This is a genomic window from Sporosarcina contaminans (assembly GCF_042679045.1).
Taxonomy (GTDB): domain Bacteria; phylum Bacillota; class Bacilli; order Bacillales_A; family Planococcaceae; genus Sporosarcina; species Sporosarcina contaminans.
Window position 1 is genome coordinate 87,097 of the sequence record NZ_JBHTLT010000020.1, and the last position, 24,515, is coordinate 111,611.

Sequence of the window (24,515 nt, forward strand, 5' to 3'; positions counted from 1 at the left end):
GCACTGTCGTTTTGAAAACGATCTTTTTTATTCACTCGATCACTTCCTCGTAACCTAATGACACATAAATATCCTCAATCACTTTTTGTGCAGCAACTGGAATAACCGTTCCAGGTCCGAAGATGGAAGAAGCACCGTTCGCACGCAAAAATTCATAATCCTGTGCGGGAATGACGCCGCCAACGACAATTAAAATATCTTCCCTTCCAATTTTCTTCAACTCATCTCGCAATGCTGGAACTAACGTTTTATGGCCAGCTGCTAAAGAGCTTACCCCAATGACATGTACGTCATTTTCCGCGGCTTGTAAAGCGGTTTCCTCAGGTGTTTGGAAAAGCGGTCCTATATCTACGTCGAAACCAAGATCCGCGAATGATGAAGCGATCACCTTCGCACCTCGGTCATGTCCGTCTTGACCCATTTTCGCAATCATAATACGTGGCCGGCGACCTTCATTTTCCTGAAACTCCTCAGCCATTTGTTTAACTACTTCGATCTCTTCTGCATTTGAGAAATTTGAGCTATAAACTCCGCTAACAGAACGAATGACTGCTTTATGTCTTCCTGATACTTTTTCAATGGCATCGGAAATTTCTCCGATTGTTGCCCTTGCCCTTGCAGCATCAATGGAAAGCGCAAGCAAATTACCATTCCCCGATTTGGCAGCTGTAGTAATTGCTTGTAATGTTTTTTCCACTTCTTTCTCATCGCGCTTTGATTTCATTTCATTTATGCGCTCAATCTGTTTTTGCCTAACAACAGTATTATCAATATCTAAAATGTCAATCGGTTCTTCTCGATCCAACCGATATTGATTGACACCGACAATTGTTTCTGATTTCGAATCAATTTTTGCTTGCCGTTTAGCGGCTGCTTCCTCAATTTTCATTTTCGGCAATCCGGTTTCGATTGCTTTGGCCATGCCTCCCAATTCTTCGACTTCTTCAATTAATGCCCACGCTTTTTCAGTCAATTGTGCAGTCAGCTTCTCAACATAGTAGGAGCCTCCCCAAGGGTCAATCGTTTTTGTCATCATCGTCTCTTCTTGCAAAAACAATTGTGTATTTCTTGCAATTTTTGCCGAGAAGTCTGTTGGAAGTGCAATTGCTTCGTCAAGCGCATTTGTGTGCAATGACTGTGTATGTCCCATCGCCGCAGCATTTGCCTCGATTAACGTGCGCGTTACATTGTTAAATGGATCTTGCTCTGTCAAGCTCCAGCCCGATGTTTGTGAATGCGTTCTAAGCGCTAACGACTTCGGGTTTTTCGGTTCGAATGCTTGCATCATTTGAGCCCAAATTTTGCGAGCTGCACGCATCTTCGCGATTTCCATGAAATAATTCATTCCGATCGCCCAAAAGAAAGATAGTCGAGGTGCAAATGAATCGATATCAATACCCGCTTTTAAACCGGTCCGTACATATTCAAGCCCATCTGCCAATGTATAAGCCAATTCGATATCTGCTGTAGCTCCGGCTTCTTGCATATGGTAGCCCGATATGGAAATTGAATTGAACTTCGGCATATTGTTTGATGTGTACTCAAAAATATCTGCAATAATCCGCATGGACATTTCAGGCGGAAAAATATACGTATTCCTTACCATATATTCTTTTAATATATCATTCTGTATCGTACCTGATAACTGTTCAGGTGATACTCCTTGTTCTTCTGCAGCTATAATATAAAACGCCATAATCGGAAGAACAGCACCGTTCATTGTCATCGAAACAGACATTTGATCAAGCGGAATGCCATCAAACAAAATTTTCATATCTTCAACCGAATCGATAGCAACGCCTGCTTTACCGACATCCCCAGTCACTCTCGGATGATCGGAATCATAACCACGATGTGTCGCTAAATCAAAAGCGACAGAGAGTCCTTTCTGCCCCATTGACAAGTTTCTGCGATAAAAGGCGTTACTTTCTTCTGCAGTAGAAAATCCAGCATATTGTCGTACGGTCCAAGGGCGCGTCACGTACATTGTCGGGTATGGTCCTCTTGTATATGGCTCAATCCCGGGCATATCATCGAGGTGAGAAAGCTGTTCTCGATCCTTTTCCGTATAAGCAGCTTTTAGTTCAATACCTTCATTTGTAAGAAAAGGTTGCACATTTTTCTCGGGCTGCTTAGTCGTCTTCAATTTATCAAAGTTGATTTTGCTGAAGTCCGGTTTATTCATGATCTGCTTCCCCTTTCCACTTATTCAAAATGCTTTCAATTTTATTGAGGATATTTTGACCTTTGTATATGAATCCGTTTAATCCTTTTGCCGTCCAGCTATTTGTTACATTGTTGTCAAATTTCCCTGCGACATCTACTATCATTTCTTCAGGCAGTCTATTTAAAAAATCATTTACAACGGTTTGGGCAATGTCATCTTTTGCACATATAATTGCATAATCGACCTGTTTTCCATGAATCCAATCAATTGCTTCAGCAGCGTTCACAAATGACGGACTCCATTCGCATTGTATGCCTCCCGTTGACAAGAACCCCGTAACGTAATCAGCACGAGGTTTATAATCTTTCAACGTGCCGAAATTTAACAAGACTGTTTTAGGCTGGTCGTATGCTGTCTGTTTGTGCAGCATTTCAAATGGTGATGCAATGCGTTCAAATGCTTTTATGCCGCTCCAATCTTCAGCAATTTCCGCAACCGAATCCGCATATACATTTATGCCAATCAAAGCTTTTTTCGCAGTTGCTGTTTCCGCCTTGCGTTTGTCCATCTGTTCAGCCAATCGACCGCTTGCAATGAAAGCATTTAAGCCGCCGTTCTGTTCAATGTCAATAAATAGCTCCCATGCTTTTTCAACTAACTCTTTCGTAAGCTGTTCGATAAAATAGGAACCGCCTGCCGGATCCGCAACTTTGCCGACATGCGTTTCTTCTTTCAATATTAGTTGAATATTGCGGCTATAGCGGATTGAACTGTTTGTCGGGCCAGTTAACACGTCATGAGGATGAACGGTAATTATATCCGCGCCGCCTAATACGGCTGCAAATGCTTCATTGCCTGCACGCAGTAAGTTGTTGTACGGATCGAGCTTGGAGAATGATCGCAATGAAGTTACTGCTGCAATTTGTACAGGAGGGTAGTTCTTTACTCCATATGCTTCCGCAAATGCATGGAAAAGAACACGGAACGCACGAAGCTTCGCAATTTCCATGAAGAAATGGGTATCAATTGCAAATCGGACATAAAAATTGGCCGCAAACATTTCAAATGACTCTGCATCATTTGATAGGTGTGCCGCTTTTGCCAAAGCAATTGAAAGTTCTGTCACCGCATCTGCCCCTTCATGGTGTATGTCCCATAGATCAGCGCCAGCCTTCCGAAGATTAGGAAATTTATCTGCGTAATTCCATTGTTCCGTTTGAATGAAACCATTTACACTTTTACGATTCATTTCAGGGATACGATTAAACACGTGCAGAATTGGATCGTCTTTTCTAATATTGATGAAATGAATTGGATATTTTGTAAATAGCTCGGATGCCTTTTCCAAAGATGTCTCATCCCACTCCATCTGTTTCCATCCATCATAAACGATTGCTTCGTTTCCTTTTTCAATGCTTTCTTGAACTTTAAACACCCATTCGGCGCCGTTCGACGCATATGTCCCCTGCGCTATCGTCCATCCCGCATTAGTTTTTTGCTCCCGAATAATTGAAGAGAAGTTTGCATTTCCTCCTTCTATATAAAGCGGCTGTATATCAATGTCTTCTATTGTTGTGGTAATTAATGTATCAAACGGCTTTCCTTTAAGAGATTGAACAGCCAACTCTTTCCATTGTTCATAATCTGATTTTTCAAACGTAATTTGTTTCATTTTACCCACTCCCATTTGCCATGCCCCTTTCAGAAAATGTAAAATTACTACGATATGATCGAAATGAAACGTATTTATGTAAAAATGCAATTGTTTATATAATTAGTGTATCGAAACATGCATTTGATTGAAAGTGAAAATAAGTATGACTAATGAATAAAAGAGCTTGTGCTTCGTAAATGAAAGAAAGCAGCCACTATGCAAAAGGCTGCTTTTTTCATTAATAAACAGATGTGTTTTCAGCGGTTGTCTGTTCTAAGATTTCTTTGACGCGCGATAGGAAGCGACCGGCAACTAAGCCGTCCAATACGCGATGATCAAGAGATAAGCAAAGATTAACCATATCGCGTGCAGCAATCATTCCGCCTTGCATTATGACAGGGCGTTTGACGATTGACTCGACTTGCAAAATAGCAGCTTGTGGGTAATTGATAATACCCATTGATTGCACTGAACCGAATGATCCGGTGTTATTGACAGTGAAAGTGCCGCCTGCCATTTCATCCGACTTCAACTTGCCTGAACGTACTTTTGCAGCCAATTCATTAATTTCACGAGCGATCCCTTTAATCGTTTTTTCATCGGCATGTTTAATGACTGGTACGAAAAGAGCATCTTCTGTTGCGACTGCAATTGAAATGTTAATGTCTTTCTTTTGGATGATTTTATCTCCAGCCCACATTGAATTCATCATAGGGAATTCTTTCAATGCTTGTGCAACAGCTTTTACAAAGAAAGCAAAATAAGTTAAATTGAAGCCTTCTTTTTGTTTGAACTCATTTTTCAATGAATCACGATATTGCACCATGTTTGTAACATCGACTTCAATCATTGTCCATGCGTGCGGTGCTTCATGTTTAGATTTAAGCATATTATTCGCAATTGCACGACGGACGCCCGTTACCGGAATCTCGATATCACCAGCTGCCGACTCAACATGTACCGGTTCGGATTTGTGCGTTGGCGCAGCTTTCGGCGCTGTTTCAACCGATTGCTTCGGAGCTGATACCGCTTGTTTTGGCTGTTCAGCAGCTGTCGGAATAGTACCGCTTTCAATAATTGACATCAAATCCTTGCGAGTAATCCTTCCATCACGTCCTGAACCTGATACTAACGCCAAATCAATGCCATGTTCTTGAGCCAAACGCATAACTGCAGGTGAATAGCGAGCACCGCCATTTTGTTTTTTAAGTGGAGAAGCAGGTTTTTGAGATCCAGCGGCAGGCATCTCGTTAGCCGGTTCGTCTTTCACTGGCGATGCTTCTGCCTGCTCAGCCGAAGCTGCTCCACCCTCTACTTCGATTTTGCAAACGATGACGCCTACTTCGACCGTTTCGCCTTCATTTACGATGATCTCAGTAATTTTTCCTGAAAAGGACGATGGAATTTCAGCAGTCACTTTATCTGTATTCACTTCTGCTAAAGGATCGTACTTATTTACAGTATCCCCTACTTTAACGAGCCATTTCTCGATCGTTCCTTCGGTGACACTTTCCCCTAATTTGGGCATTTCAATATTTTCAATTGCCATTCTCTTTACCACCTCTCCGAATCAATTATGCCTTAGCATAATTGCGTCCAGATTTTGAATTGATGTATGTCCTACAGGTTTTGCATCGGAAGCGAACCATCGCCTATGCATCATAATGATTTAGCATACCCTATCTCCGTAATCTTAGGCGATTGGTTGTTAGAGGGCTTTCCAGCCAAACAAATTGTCATATTGCCATGGGACAATCCCTTCGCTTGACGCATTAAAATTCTGCGAGCTCCCTTGCAGCCTTTTCAACTTTTTCCGGATTGACCATGAAAAATTTCTCCATTGTCGGTGCGTAAGGCATTGCAGGAACATCTGGTCCTGCCAACCGCTTAATCGGTGCATCTAATTCAAACAGGCAATGCTCGGCAATGATGGCAGACACTTCGCTCATGATGCTTCCTTCTAAGTTGTCCTCCGTCACAAGCAATACTTTTCCTGTTTTGGATGCGGCTTCAACGATTGCCTCTTTATCTAACGGATAAACCGTTCGCAAGTCTAAAACGTGAGCTGAAATTCCGTCTTCAGCAAGTCTCTCTGCCGCTTGCAATGCGAAATGGACACATAAACCATAGGTAATGATCGTAATATCGTCTCCTTCACGTTTCACATCCGCTTTTCCGATCGGCAATACGTAATCATCTTCAGGCACTTCACCTTTAATGAGACGGTATGCACGTTTGTGTTCAAAAAATAACACCGGATCATCATCACGAATTGCCGCTTTCAATAACCCTTTAGCATCATATGGTGTAGATGGGATGATAATTTTTAATCCAGGGGTGCTTGCGAACATTGATTCAACTGATTGTGAATGGTAAAGCGCTCCGTGGATTCCGCCTCCGAATGGTGCACGAATGACAATTGGGCATGACCAGTCATTGTTCGAACGATAGCGGATTTTTGCCGCTTCAGAAACAATTTGGTTGACAGCAGGCATGATGAAATCTGCAAATTGCATTTCTGCGATCGGACGCATGCCGTACATGGCTGCGCCAATTCCAACACCGGCAATCGCTGATTCTGCAAGTGGCGTATCAAGTGCGCGATACTCCCCAAACTGGTCGTATAATCCGGTTGTCGCCTTGAAGACACCGCCTTTTCGACCAACGTCCTCCCCTAAGACGAATACGTTTTCATCACGTTCCATTTCTTCTTTCATAGCTAATGTAATCGCATCGATATAGGACATAACAGCCATTATTCGCCCACCTCTTCCTCTTTATAGACATGGCGAAGCGCGTATTCCGGTTCAGCATACGGTGCTTGTTCCGCATATTCTGTCGCTTCATTGACGATCGCCATAATGCGATCATCCATTTCTTTTTCCGATTCGTCGCTTAAAACGCCGACTTCTTTTAAATATGCGGCAAATTTAGGAATCGGGTCTAATTTTCTTTCTTGTTCAAGCTCTTCTGCATCACGGTATAAACGATGGTCATCGTCAGACGAGTGTGCGGTCAGCCGATAGCAAACTGCTTCTACTAAGCTCGGGCCTTCGCCGCTGCGCGCACGATCAGCTGCCTCTTTAACGACTTTATAAACTTCAAGTGGATCTGTTCCATCCACTGTTACACCAGGCATACCATATCCAACAGCGCGCTCTGAAACATGTTCACATGCCAATTGTTTTTCAAGAGGGACTGAAATGGCATATTTATTGTTTTCAACCATGACAACAGTAGGCAATTTATGAACGCCTGCAAAGTTCATCCCTTCATGGAAATCTCCTTGGTTTGAAGAGCCTTCCCCTAAAGTTACAAAAGTGATGAAATCCTCTTTTTTCATTTTTGCAGCCAATGCTACACCAACTGCGTGCGGTAATTGAGTTGTTACCGGTGAAGAGCCTGTCAAAATACGATTTTTACGCTGTCCGAAATGCCCTGGCATTTGACGGCCACCAGAGTTCGGATCTTCCGCTTTTGCGAATGCGGATAGCATCAATTCTTTCGGTGTCATGCCAAAATGCAATACAACACCCATATCGCGGTAGTAAGGGGCAATCCAATCCTTCTCTTTATTAAGTGCATAAGCAGCACCTGCCTGAGCTGCTTCCTGCCCTTGACAGGATATGACAAATGGGATTTTCCCCGCTCTGTTCAATAACCACATCCGCTCATCCAAGCGACGTGCCATGACCATTGTCTCGTATATTTGCAATACATCATCATTTGTTAATCCAAGTTCTTCATGACGTGTTTGGGCCATTTTTTAATCCCCCTTCATATAGGTTAAAAATTACAACAACATCTTACATATGAATGGCAATGCCATCAACGGCAAGTGCCGCTTCACCTATCACCTCAGACAATGATGGATGCGGATGAATAGTGGACGCTACCTCCCAAGGTGTTGCATCTAAGACCATTGCAAGACCAGCTTCTGAGATTAAATCAGTTACATGGCTGCCGATCATATGGATCCCTAAAAGATCGTCTGTTTCTTTGTCGGCGATTATTTTAACAAATCCATCAGAATTTCCATTCACCAACGCTTTGCCAATTGCTGCAAACGGAAACTTGCCAACTTTTACATTGAATCCTTTATCCTTCGCCTGTGCTTCCGTTAAACCAACACTGGCCGCTTCAGGACTGGAGTAAATGCATCTGGATACATTTGTATAATTGATCGGTTCACGGTCGATACCTGCAATATGTTCTACAGCCGCAATCCCTTCATGTGAAGCGACATGAGCTAATTGTAGTCCACCAATACAATCACCGATCGCATAAATATGGCTTTCTTTCGTTTGGAAAGTAGCCTTTGTTTGAATGAAGCCGCGGTCAATTTCAATTTCAGTGTTTTCAATCCCGATACCTTCAGTATTCGCTTGTCGCCCTACAGACACTAACATTTTTTCTGCACTGAATTCCTTCTTCTCTCCATTGATTTCAGCGGAGATCGTGACGGATTCATCTGTTTTAACTAGGGTTTCAGGCAATACTTTAGCATTGACTGCAAATTTGATGCCTTTTTTCGTAAGCAGTTTTTTCATTTCCTTTGAAACATCTGCATCTTCAGTAGGCAAAATTCGGTCAGCGTATTCAATGACCGTCACCTCAACGCCAAAATCATTTAGCATCGAAGCCCATTCAATTCCGATAACACCGCCTCCGACAATAACCATTGACTTTGGTAATTGTTCCATTGCAAGTGCGCCGTCAGATGAAAGGATTTGATGTTCATCGATCTTAAGTCCTTCCAAAGTGCGTGGACGGGACCCTGTTGCGATGATCAGATTTTTTAAAACTAACATTTCATTTTCTTCTCCGTTGTTCATTTCAACAGAGATGGTACCTGGCATTGGTGAGAAGATCGATGGACCTAACATTCTCCCTAATCCTTCATAAACGTCGATTTTCCCTTTTTTCATAAGCGCTGTAACGCCTTTATGGAGTTGTTCGACAATTTCTGTTTTCCGTTGTTGCACCCTTGCGAAATTCAAAGAAGCACCCGAAGTCTCAACCCCGAAATACGATGCCTTTTCTTTTGCCAGTTGATACACTTCGGCGCTTTTTAATAGCGCTTTACTCGGGATGCAACCTCTATGGAGACATGTTCCACCTAACGCATCCTTTTCAACCAAAGCGGTTTTCAAACCTAATTGAGCTGCACGGATAGCAGCTACATAACCTCCTGTACCTCCGCCTAAAATAACTACATCATATTCTTGAGCCATCCTATATGGCCTCCTTCACGCTATCCGATCAAGCCGGATAGATTTTTGCTTGTTCTTCTCCGGTTAAAACACGCAATGCGCCTTCCGATAATGCTTGCAATTCATCTTCTCCCGGATAGGTATGTACATCGGCAATCCAATCAATCCTCGATTTGATTGATTCGATGAAGCCTTTTCCGTAAGCAAGACCGCCCGTCAAAAGAATTGCATCGACTTTCCCAGATAATACAGCTGAGGCGCTGCCAATCTCTTTTGCTACTTGGTACGCCATAGCTTCGTATAATAGCTTTGCATTTTCATCGCCGTTTTCAATTCTCTTTTCTACCTTCACTGCGTCATTTGTCCCTAAGTAGCCGACAAGCCCGCCAGAGCCTACTAACATCGACATGATTTCATCACGGTAGTATTTACCTGAAAAGCATAAATCGATTAAATCGCCGGCTGGGACAGTTCCTGCTCGCTCAGGGCTGAACGGGCCATCTCCATGCAAACCATTGTTCACATCGATCACTTTACCGTATTCATGGCAGCCTACAGTAATCCCTCCGCCCATATGCACGACAATCAACCTTAATTCGTCGTAACGTTTTTCGATCTGTTTGGCGTATCGCCTTGCTACTGCTTTTTGATTTAATGCGTGAAAGATCGATTTACGATCAATGTGCGAAAACCCAGAAATACGTGCAATCGGCTGCAATTCATCGACGACAACAGGGTCGACGATGAATGCTTTTACACCTAACTCAATGGCAATTTCATTTGCTATAATGCCACCTAAGTTTGAGGCATGCTGGCCTGAATACCCTTTTCGCAAATCTTTCAACATAGCTTCATTCACTTCATAAGTGCCGCCAGAAATCGGTCGCAGAAGGCCGCCTCTACCACATACAGCCGACAATTCATCCAACCGAATTCCTTCTTTTTCAAGCGTTGATAAAATTGCCTTTTTCCTGAAGTGGTATTGATCAATGACAGCGGGATAATCCGCAAGCTCCTCCGAAGAATGTCTCAATGTGCTTTCAAGGATGAGTGTTTCGTTGTTGAACACACCAATTTTCGTCGATGTGGATCCTGGATTAATGATCAAAATTTTATAGATTTGATCGTGCAAGATTATCCCTCCCGACTGTATTATTTTTTGCGTGAAAGTACGCTTTTTTCATTTTGTAAAAATTGGCCTCTTGATTTTGCTACACGTGCAATCCTTTCTTCCGCTAGACGGTCTGCCGCAACATAGGAAGGAATATTATCACGTTTTGAAATTGCAAAGATTTGTTCGATCGTGTCGTAAATACCTGCTACGCGTTTCATTGCGCGCTCGCGATTGTAGCCAGCTAGTTCATCTGCGACATTAATTACACCACCGGAATTGATGACATAATCAGGTGCGTAAACGATGCCCATTTCATGGATGCGATCTCCGTGTTCAGGGTCTTTTAGTTGGTTATTCGCAGATCCTGCAATGACTTTGCATTTTAATTGTGGAATCGTTTCATCGTTAATAATTGCTCCAAGTGCACATGGTGCAAAAATATCTGCATCTTGTGAGTAAATTTCATCAGCTTCGACTGCAATTGCTCCGAAAGCTTCTACTGCACGGCGAACAGCATCTTTGTTAATGTCCGTCACGATCAATTTCGCGCCTTCTTCGTGCAAGTATTCGCAAAGTGTATATGCGACATTTCCGACTCCTTGGACAGCAACAGTTTTGCCCTTTAAAGAATCATCACCGAATGCTTCTTTTGCAGCTGCTTTCATGCCTTTATATACACCGTAAGCTGTTACTGGGGACGGATTTCCTGAAGAACCAAATTCTGCAGAGACGCCTGTTACATAATCTGTTTCCAAGTGGATTAAGTCCATGTCTTCTTCCGTCGTGCCTACATCTTCCGCTGTAATGTATCTGCCGTTCAAGCCTTCGATGTAACGACCGAACGCCCGGAACATTTCTTCGTTTTTATCTTTCTTCGGATCACCGATAATAACGGTTTTACCGCCCCCTAAGTTTAGACCAGCAGCTGCGTTTTTGTACGTCATACCTTTCGCAAGGCGGAGAGCATCTTCAATCGCTTCTTCTTCACTTGCATACGTCCACATACGTGTCCCACCTAAAGCAGGGCCCAAAGTCGTATCGTGAATTGCGATGATTGCTTTCAATCCAGAAGTTTTGTCTTGGCAAATGACAAGTTGTTCGTAATCGTGAGTTTCCATATATTTAAAGATTTCCATGTTGTTATTCCTCCTATAATTCATACAAATTATTTTTTATTTTGATAATGAAGCTGTTTGAATTGCAACCGCGAGTGAATACAATTTGCTTTCTGCGCTATCCGCCCTAGACGTTAGCACAATTGGTGCTTTTGCACCGGCAATTACTGCTCCTACTTTAGCTCCCGCGAAATACATAAGCGATTTATAAAGAATATTGCCCGCTTCTATATTCGGTACTGCTAAAATGTCTGCTTTGCCTGCCGTACCGTTGCGGATCCCTTTTTGCTCAGCAGCTTCTAAAGAAATGGCATTATCAAGAGCCAATGGACCGTCAACTATGCAATCCTTTATTTGTCCCCTATTGTTCATTGCGACAAGCGCTGCAGCGTCAATCGTTGGCTGCATTGCCGGATTGACTGTTTCAACTGCACAGAGCGGAGCGACAATTGGCATTTCTACGCCGCAAGCCTTTGCGACAGAAACCGCATTTTGAATAATTTGCGCTTTCGCTTCAAGATCAGGTGCAATATTCATGGCAGCATCCGTTACGAATAACAACTTGTCGTACCCTTGTACTTCAAAAGCAGCAACATGTGACAAGATACTATTCGTCCGCAAGCCATATTGTTTATTTAACACCGCTTTTAAAATAACTGCTGTCGGTAAATTCCCTTTCATTAACACATGCGCTTCTCCAGTCGATACAGCTTTGACAGCATGCTCCGCAGCTTCCTCAACTGTTGTCGTGTTTCGGAAGGATACCCCGTGCTGGTTTAACAGTCGTGGGAACTTTTCTGTTATGAGTTGTTGTAGTTCCGCCTCTTGTGCGAACAGTAGAAAGTGTGCTATCCCTTTTTGCACTGCTATTTCAATCGCTTCAAGCACTTCACGATCTGCGGCAGACGCAACAGCTACGATTGGCGGATCTTTCATGGAGGACTTTTCAATCAGTTCATCCAAAGTTGTCATGACAACACCTTCTTCTATATAAGTTTGTGCTTCTCCATTTTATAATACAAGGAACGTAATGAAATGCCGAGCCGGTTAGCTGTTAAGGATTTATTGCCATCATGCTCTTCCAATGCTTTTTCCAATATAGATTTTTCGTAATCATCCATAATGGACGTAAGCGAGCTCTTTTCGGGAAGCACGTTATCTTCTGAATTTGTACCGATTGTCTGCAATGAACGTTTAATATCTTCCTCATCAATAATAACAGAATTGGGTTTCATATAGATCATCGCACGGCTAAGAACGTTTTCTAATTCACGGACATTTCCTGGCCAATCATGTTGGCGTAGTCTTTCCTTAGCAGCAGCTGACAATGCTTCCACATTCATGCCGAATTCCTGATTTAACTTAACGAGCAAATGATTGACAATTTCCGTTATGTCTGATTTGCGGCTACGCAGCGGTGGTATATGGATGGACAACCGATTTAGCGCATAGTATAGTTCCTCATTGAAAGAACCTTCGTGAATTGCTCTCTCTAAATTTTTAGAAGTTGCCGCGATAATCTTTACATGTGCATGATCATGCCGTTGACTTTCTAATTGGGCATTGCGTCCTCCGTTTATATAATCAAATAGTCGGATTTGCACTGGTTTTGTAAGCGCTGTCACTTCATCTAAAAAGAGCGTACCGTTTATTGCTTCTTTCAATAAACCGATCCGATCACCGGTTACTTCTCCTTCTCCAAATAGTTCTTTTTCCATTAATGAAGAATCGATCGCACCGCAATTAACTCGAATGAATTTACCCGATTTTCTTTCGCTTGCGCTATGTATTGCGTTTGCAAACAGTTCTTTTCCTGTACCGGCCTCACCTCGCAACAATACTGCAATATCCGATTTAGCAGCTAATTTTGCCTGCTCTATCGATAGATGGATGTCTGCGGAATTGCCGTGGATATCCGCGAATGTATAGGTCGCTTCCAGTTGTCGGATTATTTCTTTTGCCCAATCCAATTCTTTCATCAGCTTACGTATTTCGGTTATGTCATGAATTACACCGACACTGCCTTTTAATTGATTATTGACGATAATCGGCGCAACATTGACGATGACATCTCGATTATCTTCCCCAATTTTCATATTGACACCGCGTACTGGTTGTTTCGTTTCCAACACTTTCATATGAATGCTTTCGCCTTCATTAATGTCAACTGTAGCAGGTTTTCCAATGATTTCGTCTTGTGTGAGCCCAGTCATTCTCGTATATGCTCTGTTCACTAGCACACCAATCCCATTTTCATCAACGACGGAAATGGCATCGTCACTTGATTGAATGATTGCTTCTAACATCGTTTTCACTTGCTTTAAGCCGGTTATTTCTTCTGCTAATTTGGTCACTTCAGTAACATCTTTAAAAACTGCAAACGCACCAATAATCGTATTATCTTTTGATGCCAACGGATATCGGGAAGTGACTACTTTTGTACCATTCGGTAGAATTAGCTCTTCATTCAATTCAATTGTGCCAGATTCCAGTACTCGAACAAGCTTGCTTTGAGGGATTACATCGGTAATAAGTTTCCCGATTGCTTCATTATCAGAAACTTCCAACATCCTGCAAGCGCTTTCATTGATAAAGTCAATGTTGCCTTCAGGACCTATTCCGATCATCCCCTCGTCTACCGAATTAAAAATAAGGCGTTGGCGTTCTATTTCATTTTGTATGCGTTGCATAGATTTGCCATTCTCTTTCAAAAGGCTGACAATGACATTCGCTACCGACCCTGGAATGAGCAATGTGTTCGGTGGAATATTCTCCATAATATTGGAAAAGACAGTGTCATCTCCTGTAACATCAAAGACAATGTGAATGTCTGAACGTAAAAAGGCTTTCCAATCCGTACCGGTGCAAATACCATGCTCCCTTGCAATTTGCAAACCGGGAGCTTGTTCATCCTTGTCGACAATTGCTTTGACATTCATGGATTTCAATTTCAGAAATAGGTTCAGAATCGTTGTTCCACCCGAGCCTGCCCCGACAATGAGAACATTTTGCAAGGATATTCATTCTCCTTTAAATAACATGCAATCTTTTGCAAATCTATATTTATCATACACGATTGCACACTTCTTGACAATCATTGTTAAGCAGGTAAAATTAAAAACGTTAAGGAGATTGATATAAATGGCTCGAATGGCGGCTTTCATCGTTCTTTTAATCCCGATACTCATTACAGCAGGCGGCATAAAGCTAATGCGGGATTCACTTTTTGGTATTTTGTTTAGCCCTTTTCCGTTCATCTGGCTTCAGTTCATCGTTGGACTGATTATGTTCAGTGCCGGAATCGCTTTTTTTGCAGGCTTCCTTCTTCGGCGCGACCGTCGAAAAGGTAGAGTGCAAGAACGTTTCAAAGAGAAATAATGAATTGCGGGACATAGGAAAAACAGGCGAAGAGATATTAAACCTTCGCCTGCTTCTTTTACAGTTATTTATTTTATGCTTTAGAAGCGGTTAGGATAGTCAGTGATCCATCCATCTACAAACGCGGGAGGATTTTTCGCTATTTCCTCATGGCCCGTAACTCCATAGACTCGCAACTTTTTTCCCGTGTTGACCATATTGCCAAGATACGGTTCCTTCCATAAACGTTTATGGAAATTAAACCCATCCGCAGCTATATATTTACTTAAATTATTCCAATCAACCGCTTTTTTTCTCATAAGCAAAGCAGTTTCAACTTTTTGATCAATTTCCTTCACGTTCTCCAATAAAGTGTAATCGAAAGAAGATATATGCAGTTCTCCTATTATCGACGCCTTTTCAATTATTTCCTTAATCGAATTTCTATTTTCTGCAACACTTTCTTTCAACTCTATGTTCAACGCCATATGATGCATTTCACAAAACAAAATTGCATCAATGAGCGTTGGGATCGGGTGACCGAAAAGTATTCGCCAAAACTTTTTTCCAACTTTTAACTGCTGTAGTTCAGATGAATGGATATCCGTTATATTTTGCTTCACACCCGCTACTCTAAACATATTCAAATCATGAATGACGACAGGGACTCCATCTGCAGTTAATTGAACATCCAATTCGATTCCGTCTGCTCCCATATCATACGCTTTCTGAAAAGCATCCATCGTATTCTCATATTTGTACGCAGATGCCCCCCTATGTGCAAAAACAATTGGTCTATACATTAAGGACATGATCGACAACTTCAAAAACGCCCTTTGTTTCTTTATTTAACGAAGTGGATTGATCGCCTATTTGAATAATTACACCTGGATAAGCTTCCTTTGATATTTCTATTTGCGGGCGTACTGCTGTTCTAATTTTATACATTCCCGCTTGAATTTCTTGATCAAGTTCAACTATTTTATCTTTGCTTAGTTGGACAGTCTCTTTCAGTTTTTCATATGCCGCTTCTTGTTCTCCTCGAAGGGATGCTCCTAACTGTTCTATTTTCAATAGCTGTTGTTCCAAATGGCTCACTGTAGTTTGTACATCTTTCAATTCTTGAGCCATTTGCTGTATTTCAGAGTAAATCAAGTCTTTATTCACTCCTTTGGCATGAAGATGAGTCATTCTCTCATGCTGGTTTCCTGCATATCCGCATTCTATTCGATATAATGCTTCAATATGTCCGCCAATGATTTTGCCTTTATTTTTATCAACAAATATACGTTCCGCTACTGCATCTGCTCCTAACATATAGAAGCCGACATGAATATTTTGCGCGAAAAGTTTGCAGTTATTTGCATGTTTTATAAAAATATCGCCGCGCGCTTCGATTATTGTTGTACCTCCGCCGAAGACGCCGCCTTTTATATATAAATCACCTTCAGAAGAACAAATCTCTTTCGCATTCGTAACGCTTTCATTTCCTTCAATCGAAATGTCGCCGACTGCGTTAACTGAATAACCCGCCAATACTGTTCCATAAACCGTTACAGCTCCTTCAAATTTTATGGAACCTGTTTCTGGCCCAACATCTCCATTAATAATTAAATGCTGTCCTACACTGACAATATCCCCTGGCAAAAATTCCAATGCTCCTCCAAACATTGCCTTTAATACAGTCTTTCCCTGTTCCTCAACTTCCACAACAGATTTTCGGTCATATGTAAGTTTCGAGTCGGCTCCCCGCTGCGCTTCAATTGTATTCCCAAATACATCGCTGCCAGGAATGCCGTCTGTCGGTGGAATCTTTTCTCCTAACCATTGACCTTCTTTAATATGTGTAACGAAATTCATTTCATAATAATCAGCTATTCCGTCTTCCCTTATAACAGGTTTTCGCTCAGGTTTTTCGATATATGTAATTTTTGCATCTTCACCTTTTTGCGGTTTTTTCCCTTCAGCTACTATAACAGTAGATAAAGGCAGCAATTTCATTGAAGACAAAGATTTTCTGCCACAAACGACACCATAATCATCCAACAGTTTTTCTGCATCTTTTATATATTGGTCTCTATTTAATTCAAAATCTTCCATAGTTACATTAAATGTTATTTCTGCTGTCAGTTTATCTTGAGATATATGTAGTTCAATGACTGGTAAATAAGAGCCGATCGAATTTTCATTCCCTACATCTGTAAGCGCTTTCCTAAGTGCAGGGAAAGAACTGATCTTTATTCGCGGATTTTCCTTCGTAATTTGGTCAAATGACTTAAGCTGATATCCCGCTTTTTTTAACTTTAACAATACATCGTTTCCACTCACATATAAATCAAAATAATCATTTTGGACTAGCAAAGCCAACACCCCTTCACTCTTTCAGTTGCGCTCTTTCATTATAGTATTATTATCAGAAATTTAATAGCTGTAATGCTTAAATAGGTGAAAAGTCAGGGGTAATGAAAAAGGCCACCAGGATTTTTACCTGATAGCCGATTATTTGGTTATTCAGAGAATTAACTCGCCATATGTTCCAAGCGAATCTTATCAGCTATCATAGCTATAAACTCACTATTTGTAGGCTTGCTTTTTAAATGATGCACTGTGTAGCCAAAAGTTTTCGAGATAACGTCATAATTTCCTCGATTCCATGCAACTTCAATTGCGTGTCTGATGGCGCGCTCTACCCTTGAAGGCGTCGTGTTATACTTTTTTGCGATATCGGGATATAAAACTTTTGTTACCGATCCTAATAGATCGACATCTGTGTAGACCATCTGGATGGCTTCACGGAGGAAGGCATACCCCTTAATATGAGCAGGGACACCGATTTCTTTAATAATGGACGTAATTGTTGTGTCCAAAGCTCTTTGACTGAGACCAACCTCCTCAGTTTGATTGTTTTTCACTGGCGGCTTCGTTTGCTTTTGCTTTCCAGCCACTTGGAAGATTTGAGTGACGAGCCGATCGAATTCAAAAGGCTTCAGCATAAAATAAGACGCACCAAGCCCTCCAGCTTGAGCCATAACATCTTCCTGACCGAAAGCTGTCAGCATAATAATTTGTAAATCGGAAAGACTTGAATCATCTTTTATCGTTTCCAAAACTGCAATTCCATCTAAATGTGGCATAATAATATCTAAAAGAAGCACATCTGGCATTTCTTCTTTCAATTGGCTTAAGCATACCCGACCATTATGAGCTGTCCAAATCACTTCAAGTTCCGGATGCTGCTCGAAATAGACCCCCATCATTTTTACAAGTTCCTTATTGTCATCTGCAATTGCAATTTTCAATTTCTCCATTCTTTTTCCCCCTACGGTCATTTTCATGCATTAGTCGTATTGATTTGCAGCGTATAGGAAAAATTCGACATCTATCTGTAAAACCCTTTCTTATATTTAAAAATACATCTTATGGAGGATAGTTTCGTCAACGTTCGACGAACTATGCAGCAATCAACAGAAGATCGACATAAAAAGACTGCTCCATCCGTCTGCTCATACCGGATGGAACAGTCTTTTCTTCCTTACTGTTTTTCACCATTTCTCATCGTAATTAGGAACAGACCTGCTCCTTTTTTCGGTTCATCCACAAACATGTGAGTGACAGCTCCGACAAACTTTCCATTTTGGATGACAGGACTTCCGCTCATTCCTTGTAAAATGCCGCCTGTTGTTTCCAATAGTTTAGGATCTGTCAAAATGAATTGGAATTGCTCTTCCTCGACTTGTGTAATTCGGATGGAGAATGACTCGACTTCCGTGCCTTTTACCGTAGTAAAGATTTCTGCATCACCTGTTTGCAATTCACTTGGCTGCATAATCTTCAACGGTTCGGATAACACTTTCTTATAAGCATCGTTCCACATGCCGAAAATGCCGTATATGCCGTTCGTCTTAATCGTACCAAGATATTCGTTGTTATTTACGATGGAAGATATTTTATAACCTGGTGAGCCTGGTTCACTCTTTTTAATTTGTTCAATTTCCGAAAGATAAATGGCGCCTTCGCGAAAAGAAGGGGGTGATTTCAAGGAACTATCGACGATTTGATGGCCAAGTGCGCCGTATGTCCCTGAATGTGGATCGACATACGTCAGCGTACCGGTTCCTTCCGTGCGGTCTTTTAAAAACGGAAGCAGCCTTTTTACAGTTTCACTTTTTACGTCAAACTGCAAAGTTTCACCATTACGATCGATTGTTAAATGAAATCGTTCTTTTTTCTCCTGTAGCGTTTGTTCGAATTCACGTAATGTATGGATGGATTGTTCGTCAATTTTTTTGACTCCATCGCCCGCTTTCAGCCATTGGCCTTCATAGATCAATACGTCATTCGTTACAAATACGCCGGACAACTCCATTTGAATCCCGATGGAATGTCCCATTGGAATAAGCGTATCCTCCTCAGCAAATGCAGCTGAAGTAAAGGATGAAAAAATCAAAAATACGGCACACGAAACGGTAAACGCCAGACGTCTACTCCATCCCATAGTTCACCTCCTCGATGAAATGTACTATTGGTATGTCCGTTCAGCGCAAACTTATGAAAGGTACTTTCAAGCAAAAAAACGCATACTTGATATGTATACGCGCTACTACTCCGTAAACCTTACCTGTATCGGACGATGCTCAAATAATGTTTAGGAAACAGCGAATTTTTTTTTAAGACGTCAAGCGCTTCTGGTCAAGTTACAGAGTTCATTTTTTTACTCAAACGAAAAATGACTGTAGACAAAGTTAAAAAAGTACTTTGTCTACAGTCTGGAGCGCATATGTATGCGTTAAAACTAAAATTATGACCGAAAATCAGCTTTACGTTCCTCTGCCATGGATAATAATTCTTCTGCATGCTGCAATGTTAAAGGTGTTATTTCAGTTCCCGACAGCATTCTTGATAGTTCTTCAGTACGTTCAATTCCTGTTATATCACATACAGATGTTGTCGTACGATCTTTTTTCACTTCTTTTTTAATCAAAAAATGATGATCCGCCATTGCTGCGACTTGCGGCAAATGCGATATGCATAAAACTTGCGAATTGGTTGCAATCATTGCAATTCGTTCGGCAATCGACTGGGCAACGCGACCACTTACACCTGTATCCACTTCGTCAAATATAATCGATGTGATCCCTTGATGCTTTGAAAAAATTGTTTTCAAAGCCAACATAATTCTTGACAATTCCCCACCGGAAGCTATTTTCACAAGCGGCTTCAATGGCTCTCCCAAATTCGTTGAAATAAGAAATGTCACATCATCAAAACCATTTAGATCAAATTGATTTGCCACTTTTCTTTCGACCGCCACTTTAAAGGTGGATTTTTCCATATGTAATTCCTTTAGCTGTTGCATGATCGCCACTTCCAAATGCTTAGCTGCCTCTTTTCGGATTATCGAAAGTTCATTCGCTTCGACTTCCAAATCTTTTTGAAGCTGTATGAATCGCTCTTGTTCTTGAGCAAGTCGTTCATCACGATTCATTAGCCGATCAAGGTCCTCCGCAATTTTTTCGCGGTACAGAAGGATATCTTCTATCGTTGCCCCATATTTTCTTTTTAATGTGAGAAGCTGTGCCAGCCTGTCTTCAACGTATGATAGACGCGACGGATCAAATTCCATCCGATCAATTTTATTTTTCAATTCATGAGCCGTATCTTGAAGAACGTAAAAACAATTCGCAACTAATTCGGATTGAGCTGTCAATTCTTTATCGATTGACGCAGCATCTTCCAAGTCACTCATTGCAGAGCCAACCCAGTCTAGCGCATGCATATCCCCGCTAATGGATTCATAAGCAGTATTCAGCCTTTCAAATAATCGATTATAATGCTGAAGTTTCATCTTCTCTTCTTCTAATTGTTCCTCTTCCCCAATCGTTAATTGGGCTTCATCGATTTCTCTTAACTGGAACGAATATAAATCAATTCTTTGCGCTACTTGTTGCTCGTTTTCATTAGCGGTCATTAGCTTACGCTTTAATTTTGAATAACGGTCATATATGTCAATATAATTTTTATAAGATTGCAAGAAGGTTTCACCGGCAAATTGATCCAATAAATGAATATGCCGCTTCTCTTGCATTAATTCTTGGTTATCATGTTGGCCATGAATATCGATTAATTGAGAACCAATTTCTCTTAAAATAGCAATTGTCACTAATTTCCCATTTACTCGGCATGTCGTTTTGCCTGAAGCATTTATATCTCTGCGAAGAATGAGCGTGCCATCCTCTGTTTCTATTCCCAATTCTTCAAGTCTTTGGAATACCGGATGCTCATCATCGTCAATCGTAAACATGCCCTCAAGCTCAGCTTTTTTTTCACCATGTCGAATAAACTCCTGCGATCCTCTTCCTCCCGCAAGAAGCTGTACGGCATCAATAATAATCGATTTCCCTGCCCCTGTTTCACCAGTCAGTACTGTTAGCCCATCATCAAATGTAATCGAAAGCTGTTCGATAATGGCAAAATTTCTTATTGAGAGTTCAGCTAACAAACTATTGGTCACCTCGTTTCTTCACAACCTTATTACTATATGTGACTCGATCACCAGACAGATAAATGGTTTTCAAAAGCAGGAAAGCACTAATTGTTCTTCATTCCTATCGAGCTGCATATAGATGCGAGGAACCGCCGCTGAATCTATTTACAGCATCTCCAGCAGGCGGGACTTCACTTGAGTAGTAAGGTTTTCATCCCTGCATATAATCATGCACGTATCATCACCACATATTGTACCGAGCATTTCATCCCATCCTAAGTTATCAAGAAGTGAGCCTACTGCATGTGCATTTCCAGGCAAAGTCTTTAAGATGATAAAGTGACTGGCACTGTCAATGCTTACGAAAGCGTCTGTCAGCATACGCCGGAGCTTTTCTTCCGTATTGAAACGATGGACAGGCGGAAGACTGTATTTATAGCGGCCGTCAGACAATGGCACTTTAATGAGGTGCAATTCTTTTATGTCGCGGGAGACTGTTGCTTGCGTAACATCCACTCCCGCTTTCTTTAATTTATCGACTAGCTGATCTTGCGTTTCGACTTCCTCATTCGTAATGATATCGCGAATTCTTAAATGCCTTTGTCCTTTATTCAATACAATCACTCCGATGTTAATTTATCAATTTGTCACTTTTCTAACACCCATATCGGTTTGTCTGCAAAGTGAAATTTAGTGTAACGCAGCGTACGCTTCATCAACTAACTGAGTGAACGCTGTTTTGTCAAATGGTTGTTCCGGGCTTTCATCTGATTTTAAATGGAATAGAAATTCAATATTTCCTTCTCCGCCTGTAACCGGGGAAAATGAAATCCCTTTTACTGAAAAACCTTCTTGAATTGCAGCTTCCGATATTTTCAGCAAAACATCGATATGAACATTTCGGTCCCTGACGATACCTTTTTTACCGACGTTCTCTTTGCCTGCTTCAAATTGCGGTTTCACTAAAGCGATGACATCGCCATTCTGTTCAATTATTTGTTTAAGCGGAGGCAAAATTAATTTTAGAGAAATAAAGGAGACGTCAATCGTTGCAAATTGAGGTTTCCCATCCTTAAACATATCAGACGTCGCATGCCGGAAATTCGTTCTTTCCATTACTGTTACACGCTCATCCTGTCGTATTTTCCAGGCCAATTGATTCGTTCCAACATCCAATGCATAACAATGCTTTGCACCATTTTGCAATGCACAGTCTGTAAATCCGCCAGTTGACGAACCGATGTCCAAGACAATTTTATTTTCGACAGAGACATCAAACACTCCAAGCGCTTTTTCAAGTTTTAACCCGCCTCGGCTAACATATTTCATAGCTATGCCTTTTACCGTCAGCGGAGCATCAATTTTTATTTTTTCACCAGGCTTGTCCAGTCTTGTTTCAGCAGAATAAACGATGCCTGCCATAATGGACCGTTTAGCCTGTTCGCGGGTTTCAGCAAGTCCACGTTGCACTAATAATACATCGACCCGCTCTTTTTGTTGCCCATTCGTCATACAATTTCCCTTTCGACCGCATGCTTACGGATCATTTCTTCCATGTCTCGTTCAAGGTAATCTACCGTTAAATCGATTTCTTCGAGCAGTTTATCAACGCTGCCATGTTCGATAAATTCGTCTGGAATGCCAAGTCGATGTATTGGTGGCACAGTCTCCATCACATCATGAGCATATTCAATGACAGCGCTTCCGAATCCACCCGCTAAAACAGCCTCTTCTACTGTGACGATCGGTTTTCCATCTGCAAACAATTCACGAAGCATTATATTGTCCAATGGCTTTATGAATCGTGCATTGACTACTTTGACTTGCATTCCTTTTAGAGATAGCCTTTCAGCAGCCTGTAATGCCATCGGAATGGTAGTTCCAAATGTAAGAATTGTTCCGTCAGTCCCTTCCCTAAGAACTTCCCATGTTCCGATCGGTATCCTTTTCAACTGCTCGTCCATTGGCACACCGAGTCCATTGCCTCTCGGGTATCGCATCGCAATAGGCCCGTCATCATAAGATAATGCTGTTTTCACCATATGTTGTCCTTCATTTTCATCTTTTGGCATCATGATTACTAAGTTTGGCATATGACGTAGGAAAGCGATATCGAAGACTCCTTGGTGTGTTTCACCATCAGCTCCGACTAATCCTGCTCTGTCAATGCCAATAAAAACATTTAAATTTTGCCTTGTAATATCGTGGAGCATTTGGTCATAAGCACGTTGTAAAAACGTTGAATAAATTGCCAAGAACGGTTTCATGCCTTGTGTTGCGAGTCCGGCAGCCATTGTAGCAGCATGTTGTTCTGCTATACCGACATCAAAAAATCGATTTGGAAATTCTGCTGCAAAATTTTCCAATTTGGAGCCGACCGGCATTGCTGGTGTTATTGCAGCAACTCTTTTATCTTCACGGGCAATTTTACGCACCGTTTCAGCAACAAGTCCACTCCATGATGGGGCAATAGTTGGGGACTTCACAAAATCTCCTGTTTCAATTTTATATGGACCCGTACCATGCCAAGCTCCAATTTTGTCGTCTTCAGCAGGTCGATATCCTTTTCCTTTTTTCGTAATGACGTGGAGCAAGACAGGTCCTTCCATTTTTTTGGCGTATTGAAGATTACGCTCTAAATCATAAAAGTCATGACCATCAATTGGTCCTAAATAAGTGAAGCCCAATTCTTCAAAGAATACACCAGAAACAACAAGATATTTTAAACTATCTTTAAGCCGCTCTGCAGCTGCCGCCATTTTTCCACCGACTGCTGGGATCTTCTTTAAAATATATTCCAATTCATCTTTAGCAGAATTGTATTTGCCGGCGGTGCGCAGTTTGCCTAAAACAGAATGAAGAGCACCGACATTCGGGGCAATTGACATTTCATTATCATTTAATATAACCGTCATATTCGTTTTCATATGACCAATATGATTTAATGCTTCAAGTGCCATTCCGCCAGTTAGCGCTCCATCCCCAATTATTGGGACGATGTAGTTCTTTTCACCTTTCATATCCCTTGCTGCTGCCATCCCCATTGCAGCTGATAATGACGTAGAGCTATGGCCGGTTTCCCATACATCATGTTCACTTTCAAGCATTTTAGGAAAGCCGCTTAGCCCTTTGTATTGACGAAGTGTGTTAAACTGTCCTGCCCGTCCTGTTAAAATCTTATGTACATATGCCTGATGGCCTACGTCAAAGATGAATTTATCAGTCGGACTATCAAATGTTTTATGCAATGCGATCGTCAATTCCACTACCCCTAAGTTCGGGCCGATATGACCGCCAGTAACGGAAAGGTTCTCGATCAGGAATTTACGGATTTCTCGAGATAATTGTTCCAATTGTTTCTTATCGAGCTTTTTAAGAAATGATGGACTTGTAATTTGGTTGAGATCCATC

Annotated in this window: 19 protein-coding genes; 1 reads left to right on the plus strand and 18 read right to left on the minus strand. The window is 41.5% G+C overall.

Features of this window, described 5'->3' with window-relative positions; genetic code table 11:
* Positions 1 to 31: 31 nt before the first annotated feature.
* The 10 genes from scpA to ACFQ38_RS04530 form a co-directional block, all read right to left on the minus strand.
* Positions 32 to 2,185: a methylmalonyl-CoA mutase gene (scpA, locus tag ACFQ38_RS04485; RefSeq protein ID WP_336823220.1), complete on the minus strand. Its 2,154-nt coding sequence runs from the start codon at positions 2,183 to 2,185 to the stop codon at positions 32 to 34.
* Positions 2,178 to 3,839 carry a methylmalonyl-CoA mutase family protein gene (locus tag ACFQ38_RS04490; RefSeq protein ID WP_336823219.1) on the minus strand — a complete coding sequence of 554 codons (1,662 nt, stop codon included), beginning with the start codon at positions 3,837 to 3,839 and terminating at the stop codon, positions 2,178 to 2,180. Before ACFQ38_RS04490 ends, scpA begins: the two co-directional genes overlap by 8 nt.
* A gap of 220 nt (positions 3,840 to 4,059) precedes the next feature.
* The gene (locus ACFQ38_RS04495) at positions 4,060 to 5,370 is read right to left on the minus strand and encodes a dihydrolipoamide acetyltransferase family protein (RefSeq protein ID WP_336823218.1); all 1,311 of its coding nucleotides are present in this window, start codon (positions 5,368 to 5,370) and stop codon (positions 4,060 to 4,062) included.
* A gap of 223 nt (positions 5,371 to 5,593) precedes the next feature.
* Positions 5,594 to 6,577 carry an alpha-ketoacid dehydrogenase subunit beta gene (locus tag ACFQ38_RS04500; RefSeq protein ID WP_336823217.1) on the minus strand — a complete coding sequence of 328 codons (984 nt, stop codon included), beginning with the start codon at positions 6,575 to 6,577 and terminating at the stop codon, positions 5,594 to 5,596.
* Entirely contained in the window at positions 6,577 to 7,584 is a 1,008-nt protein-coding gene (locus tag ACFQ38_RS04505; protein ID WP_336823216.1) for a thiamine pyrophosphate-dependent dehydrogenase E1 component subunit alpha, read from the minus strand. The genes ACFQ38_RS04500 and ACFQ38_RS04505 overlap by 1 nt, the downstream gene beginning before the upstream one ends.
* Before the next feature lie 43 nt (positions 7,585 to 7,627).
* Positions 7,628 to 9,055: a dihydrolipoyl dehydrogenase gene (lpdA, locus tag ACFQ38_RS04510; protein WP_336823215.1), complete on the minus strand. Its 1,428-nt coding sequence runs from the start codon at positions 9,053 to 9,055 to the stop codon at positions 7,628 to 7,630.
* Between the two features lie 28 nt (positions 9,056 to 9,083).
* On the minus strand, positions 9,084 to 10,166 hold the full coding sequence (gene buk, locus ACFQ38_RS04515; protein ID WP_336823214.1) for a butyrate kinase: 1,083 nt from the start codon (positions 10,164 to 10,166) through the stop codon (positions 9,084 to 9,086).
* A gap of 20 nt (positions 10,167 to 10,186) precedes the next feature.
* Positions 10,187 to 11,284, minus strand: coding sequence for a branched-chain amino acid dehydrogenase (gene bcd, locus ACFQ38_RS04520; RefSeq protein ID WP_381479892.1), 1,098 nt, complete (start codon positions 11,282 to 11,284; stop codon positions 10,187 to 10,189).
* Positions 11,285 to 11,320: 36 nt separating this feature from the next.
* Positions 11,321 to 12,235, minus strand: a complete 915-nt coding sequence (gene yqiS, locus ACFQ38_RS04525; RefSeq protein WP_336823212.1) for a phosphate butyryltransferase — start codon at positions 12,233 to 12,235, stop codon at positions 11,321 to 11,323.
* Positions 12,236 to 12,249: 14 nt separating this feature from the next.
* Positions 12,250 to 14,277, minus strand: coding sequence for a sigma 54-interacting transcriptional regulator (locus ACFQ38_RS04530; protein WP_381479893.1), 2,028 nt, complete (start codon positions 14,275 to 14,277; stop codon positions 12,250 to 12,252).
* 127 nt (positions 14,278 to 14,404) lie between these two features.
* On the opposite strand from ACFQ38_RS04530, the gene ACFQ38_RS04535 reads away from it, so the two are divergent.
* Positions 14,405 to 14,641: a DUF2627 domain-containing protein gene (locus ACFQ38_RS04535; RefSeq protein WP_336823210.1), complete on the plus strand. Its 237-nt coding sequence runs from the start codon at positions 14,405 to 14,407 to the stop codon at positions 14,639 to 14,641.
* 80 nt (positions 14,642 to 14,721) lie between these two features.
* Here ACFQ38_RS04535 and ACFQ38_RS04540 read toward each other — a convergent pair whose 3' ends face one another.
* The 8 genes from ACFQ38_RS04540 to dxs all read right to left on the minus strand — a co-directional run bounded on the left by ACFQ38_RS04540 (position 14,722) and on the right by dxs (position 24,514).
* Entirely contained in the window at positions 14,722 to 15,432 is a 711-nt protein-coding gene (locus ACFQ38_RS04540) for a glycerophosphodiester phosphodiesterase (protein WP_381479895.1), read from the minus strand.
* A complete protein-coding gene (locus ACFQ38_RS04545) occupies positions 15,416 to 16,981 on the minus strand; it encodes a FapA family protein (protein ID WP_381479896.1) in 1,566 nt (521 codons plus the stop codon). Before ACFQ38_RS04545 ends, ACFQ38_RS04540 begins: the two co-directional genes overlap by 17 nt.
* 158 nt (positions 16,982 to 17,139) lie before the next feature.
* Positions 17,140 to 17,928 (minus strand): sporulation transcription factor Spo0A, encoded by a 789-nt coding sequence (gene spo0A / locus ACFQ38_RS04550; RefSeq protein ID WP_336823208.1) that lies wholly within the window; start codon positions 17,926 to 17,928, stop codon positions 17,140 to 17,142.
* 224 nt (positions 17,929 to 18,152) lie between these two features.
* On the minus strand, positions 18,153 to 19,115 hold the full coding sequence (locus ACFQ38_RS04555; protein WP_381479897.1) for a SpoIVB peptidase S55 domain-containing protein: 963 nt from the start codon (positions 19,113 to 19,115) through the stop codon (positions 18,153 to 18,155).
* Between the two features lie 303 nt (positions 19,116 to 19,418).
* Positions 19,419 to 21,119: a DNA repair protein RecN gene (gene recN, locus ACFQ38_RS04560; RefSeq protein ID WP_336823206.1), complete on the minus strand. Its 1,701-nt coding sequence runs from the start codon at positions 21,117 to 21,119 to the stop codon at positions 19,419 to 19,421.
* 150 nt (positions 21,120 to 21,269) lie between these two features.
* A complete protein-coding gene (ahrC, locus tag ACFQ38_RS04565; RefSeq protein ID WP_336823205.1) occupies positions 21,270 to 21,719 on the minus strand; it encodes a transcriptional regulator AhrC/ArgR in 450 nt (149 codons plus the stop codon).
* Between the two features lie 75 nt (positions 21,720 to 21,794).
* Positions 21,795 to 22,616: a TlyA family RNA methyltransferase gene (locus tag ACFQ38_RS04570; RefSeq protein WP_381479898.1), complete on the minus strand. Its 822-nt coding sequence runs from the start codon at positions 22,614 to 22,616 to the stop codon at positions 21,795 to 21,797.
* Positions 22,613 to 24,514 carry a 1-deoxy-D-xylulose-5-phosphate synthase gene (dxs, locus tag ACFQ38_RS04575; protein WP_336823203.1) on the minus strand — a complete coding sequence of 634 codons (1,902 nt, stop codon included), beginning with the start codon at positions 24,512 to 24,514 and terminating at the stop codon, positions 22,613 to 22,615. Before dxs ends, ACFQ38_RS04570 begins: the two co-directional genes overlap by 4 nt.
* Position 24,515: the final 1 nt, after the last annotated feature.

Bases quoted from the DNA above. Each gene is read 5' to 3' on its own strand.
- lpdA (WP_336823215.1), bottom strand. From the start codon at position 9,055: ATGGCTCAAGAATATGATGTAGTTATTTTAGGCGGAGGTACAGGAGGT.
- spo0A (WP_336823208.1), bottom strand. From the start codon at position 17,928: ATGGAGAAATTGAAAATTGCAATTGCAGATGACAATAAGGAACTTGTA.
- yqiS (WP_336823212.1), bottom strand. From the start codon at position 12,235: ATGACAACTTTGGATGAACTGATTGAAAAGTCCTCCATGAAAGATCCG.
- ACFQ38_RS04555 (WP_381479897.1), bottom strand. From the start codon at position 19,115: ATGGGATGGAGTAGACGTCTGGCGTTTACCGTTTCGTGTGCCGTATTT.
- ACFQ38_RS04535 (WP_336823210.1), top strand. From the start codon at position 14,405: ATGGCTCGAATGGCGGCTTTCATCGTTCTTTTAATCCCGATACTCATT.
- ACFQ38_RS04495 (WP_336823218.1), bottom strand. From the start codon at position 5,370: ATGGCAATTGAAAATATTGAAATGCCCAAATTAGGGGAAAGTGTCACC.
- ACFQ38_RS04570 (WP_381479898.1), bottom strand. From the start codon at position 22,616: ATGACGAATGGGCAACAAAAAGAGCGGGTCGATGTATTATTAGTGCAA.
- ACFQ38_RS04540 (WP_381479895.1), bottom strand. From the start codon at position 15,432: ATGTCCTTAATGTATAGACCAATTGTTTTTGCACATAGGGGGGCATCT.
- ACFQ38_RS04505 (WP_336823216.1), bottom strand. From the start codon at position 7,584: ATGGCCCAAACACGTCATGAAGAACTTGGATTAACAAATGATGATGTA.
- scpA (WP_336823220.1), bottom strand. From the start codon at position 2,185: ATGAATAAACCGGACTTCAGCAAAATCAACTTTGATAAATTGAAGACG.
- dxs (WP_336823203.1), bottom strand. From the start codon at position 24,514: ATGGATCTCAACCAAATTACAAGTCCATCATTTCTTAAAAAGCTCGAT.
- ACFQ38_RS04500 (WP_336823217.1), bottom strand. From the start codon at position 6,577: ATGGCTGTTATGTCCTATATCGATGCGATTACATTAGCTATGAAAGAA.
- ACFQ38_RS04490 (WP_336823219.1), bottom strand. From the start codon at position 3,839: ATGAAACAAATTACGTTTGAAAAATCAGATTATGAACAATGGAAAGAG.
- bcd (WP_381479892.1), bottom strand. From the start codon at position 11,284: ATGGAAATCTTTAAATATATGGAAACTCACGATTACGAACAACTTGTC.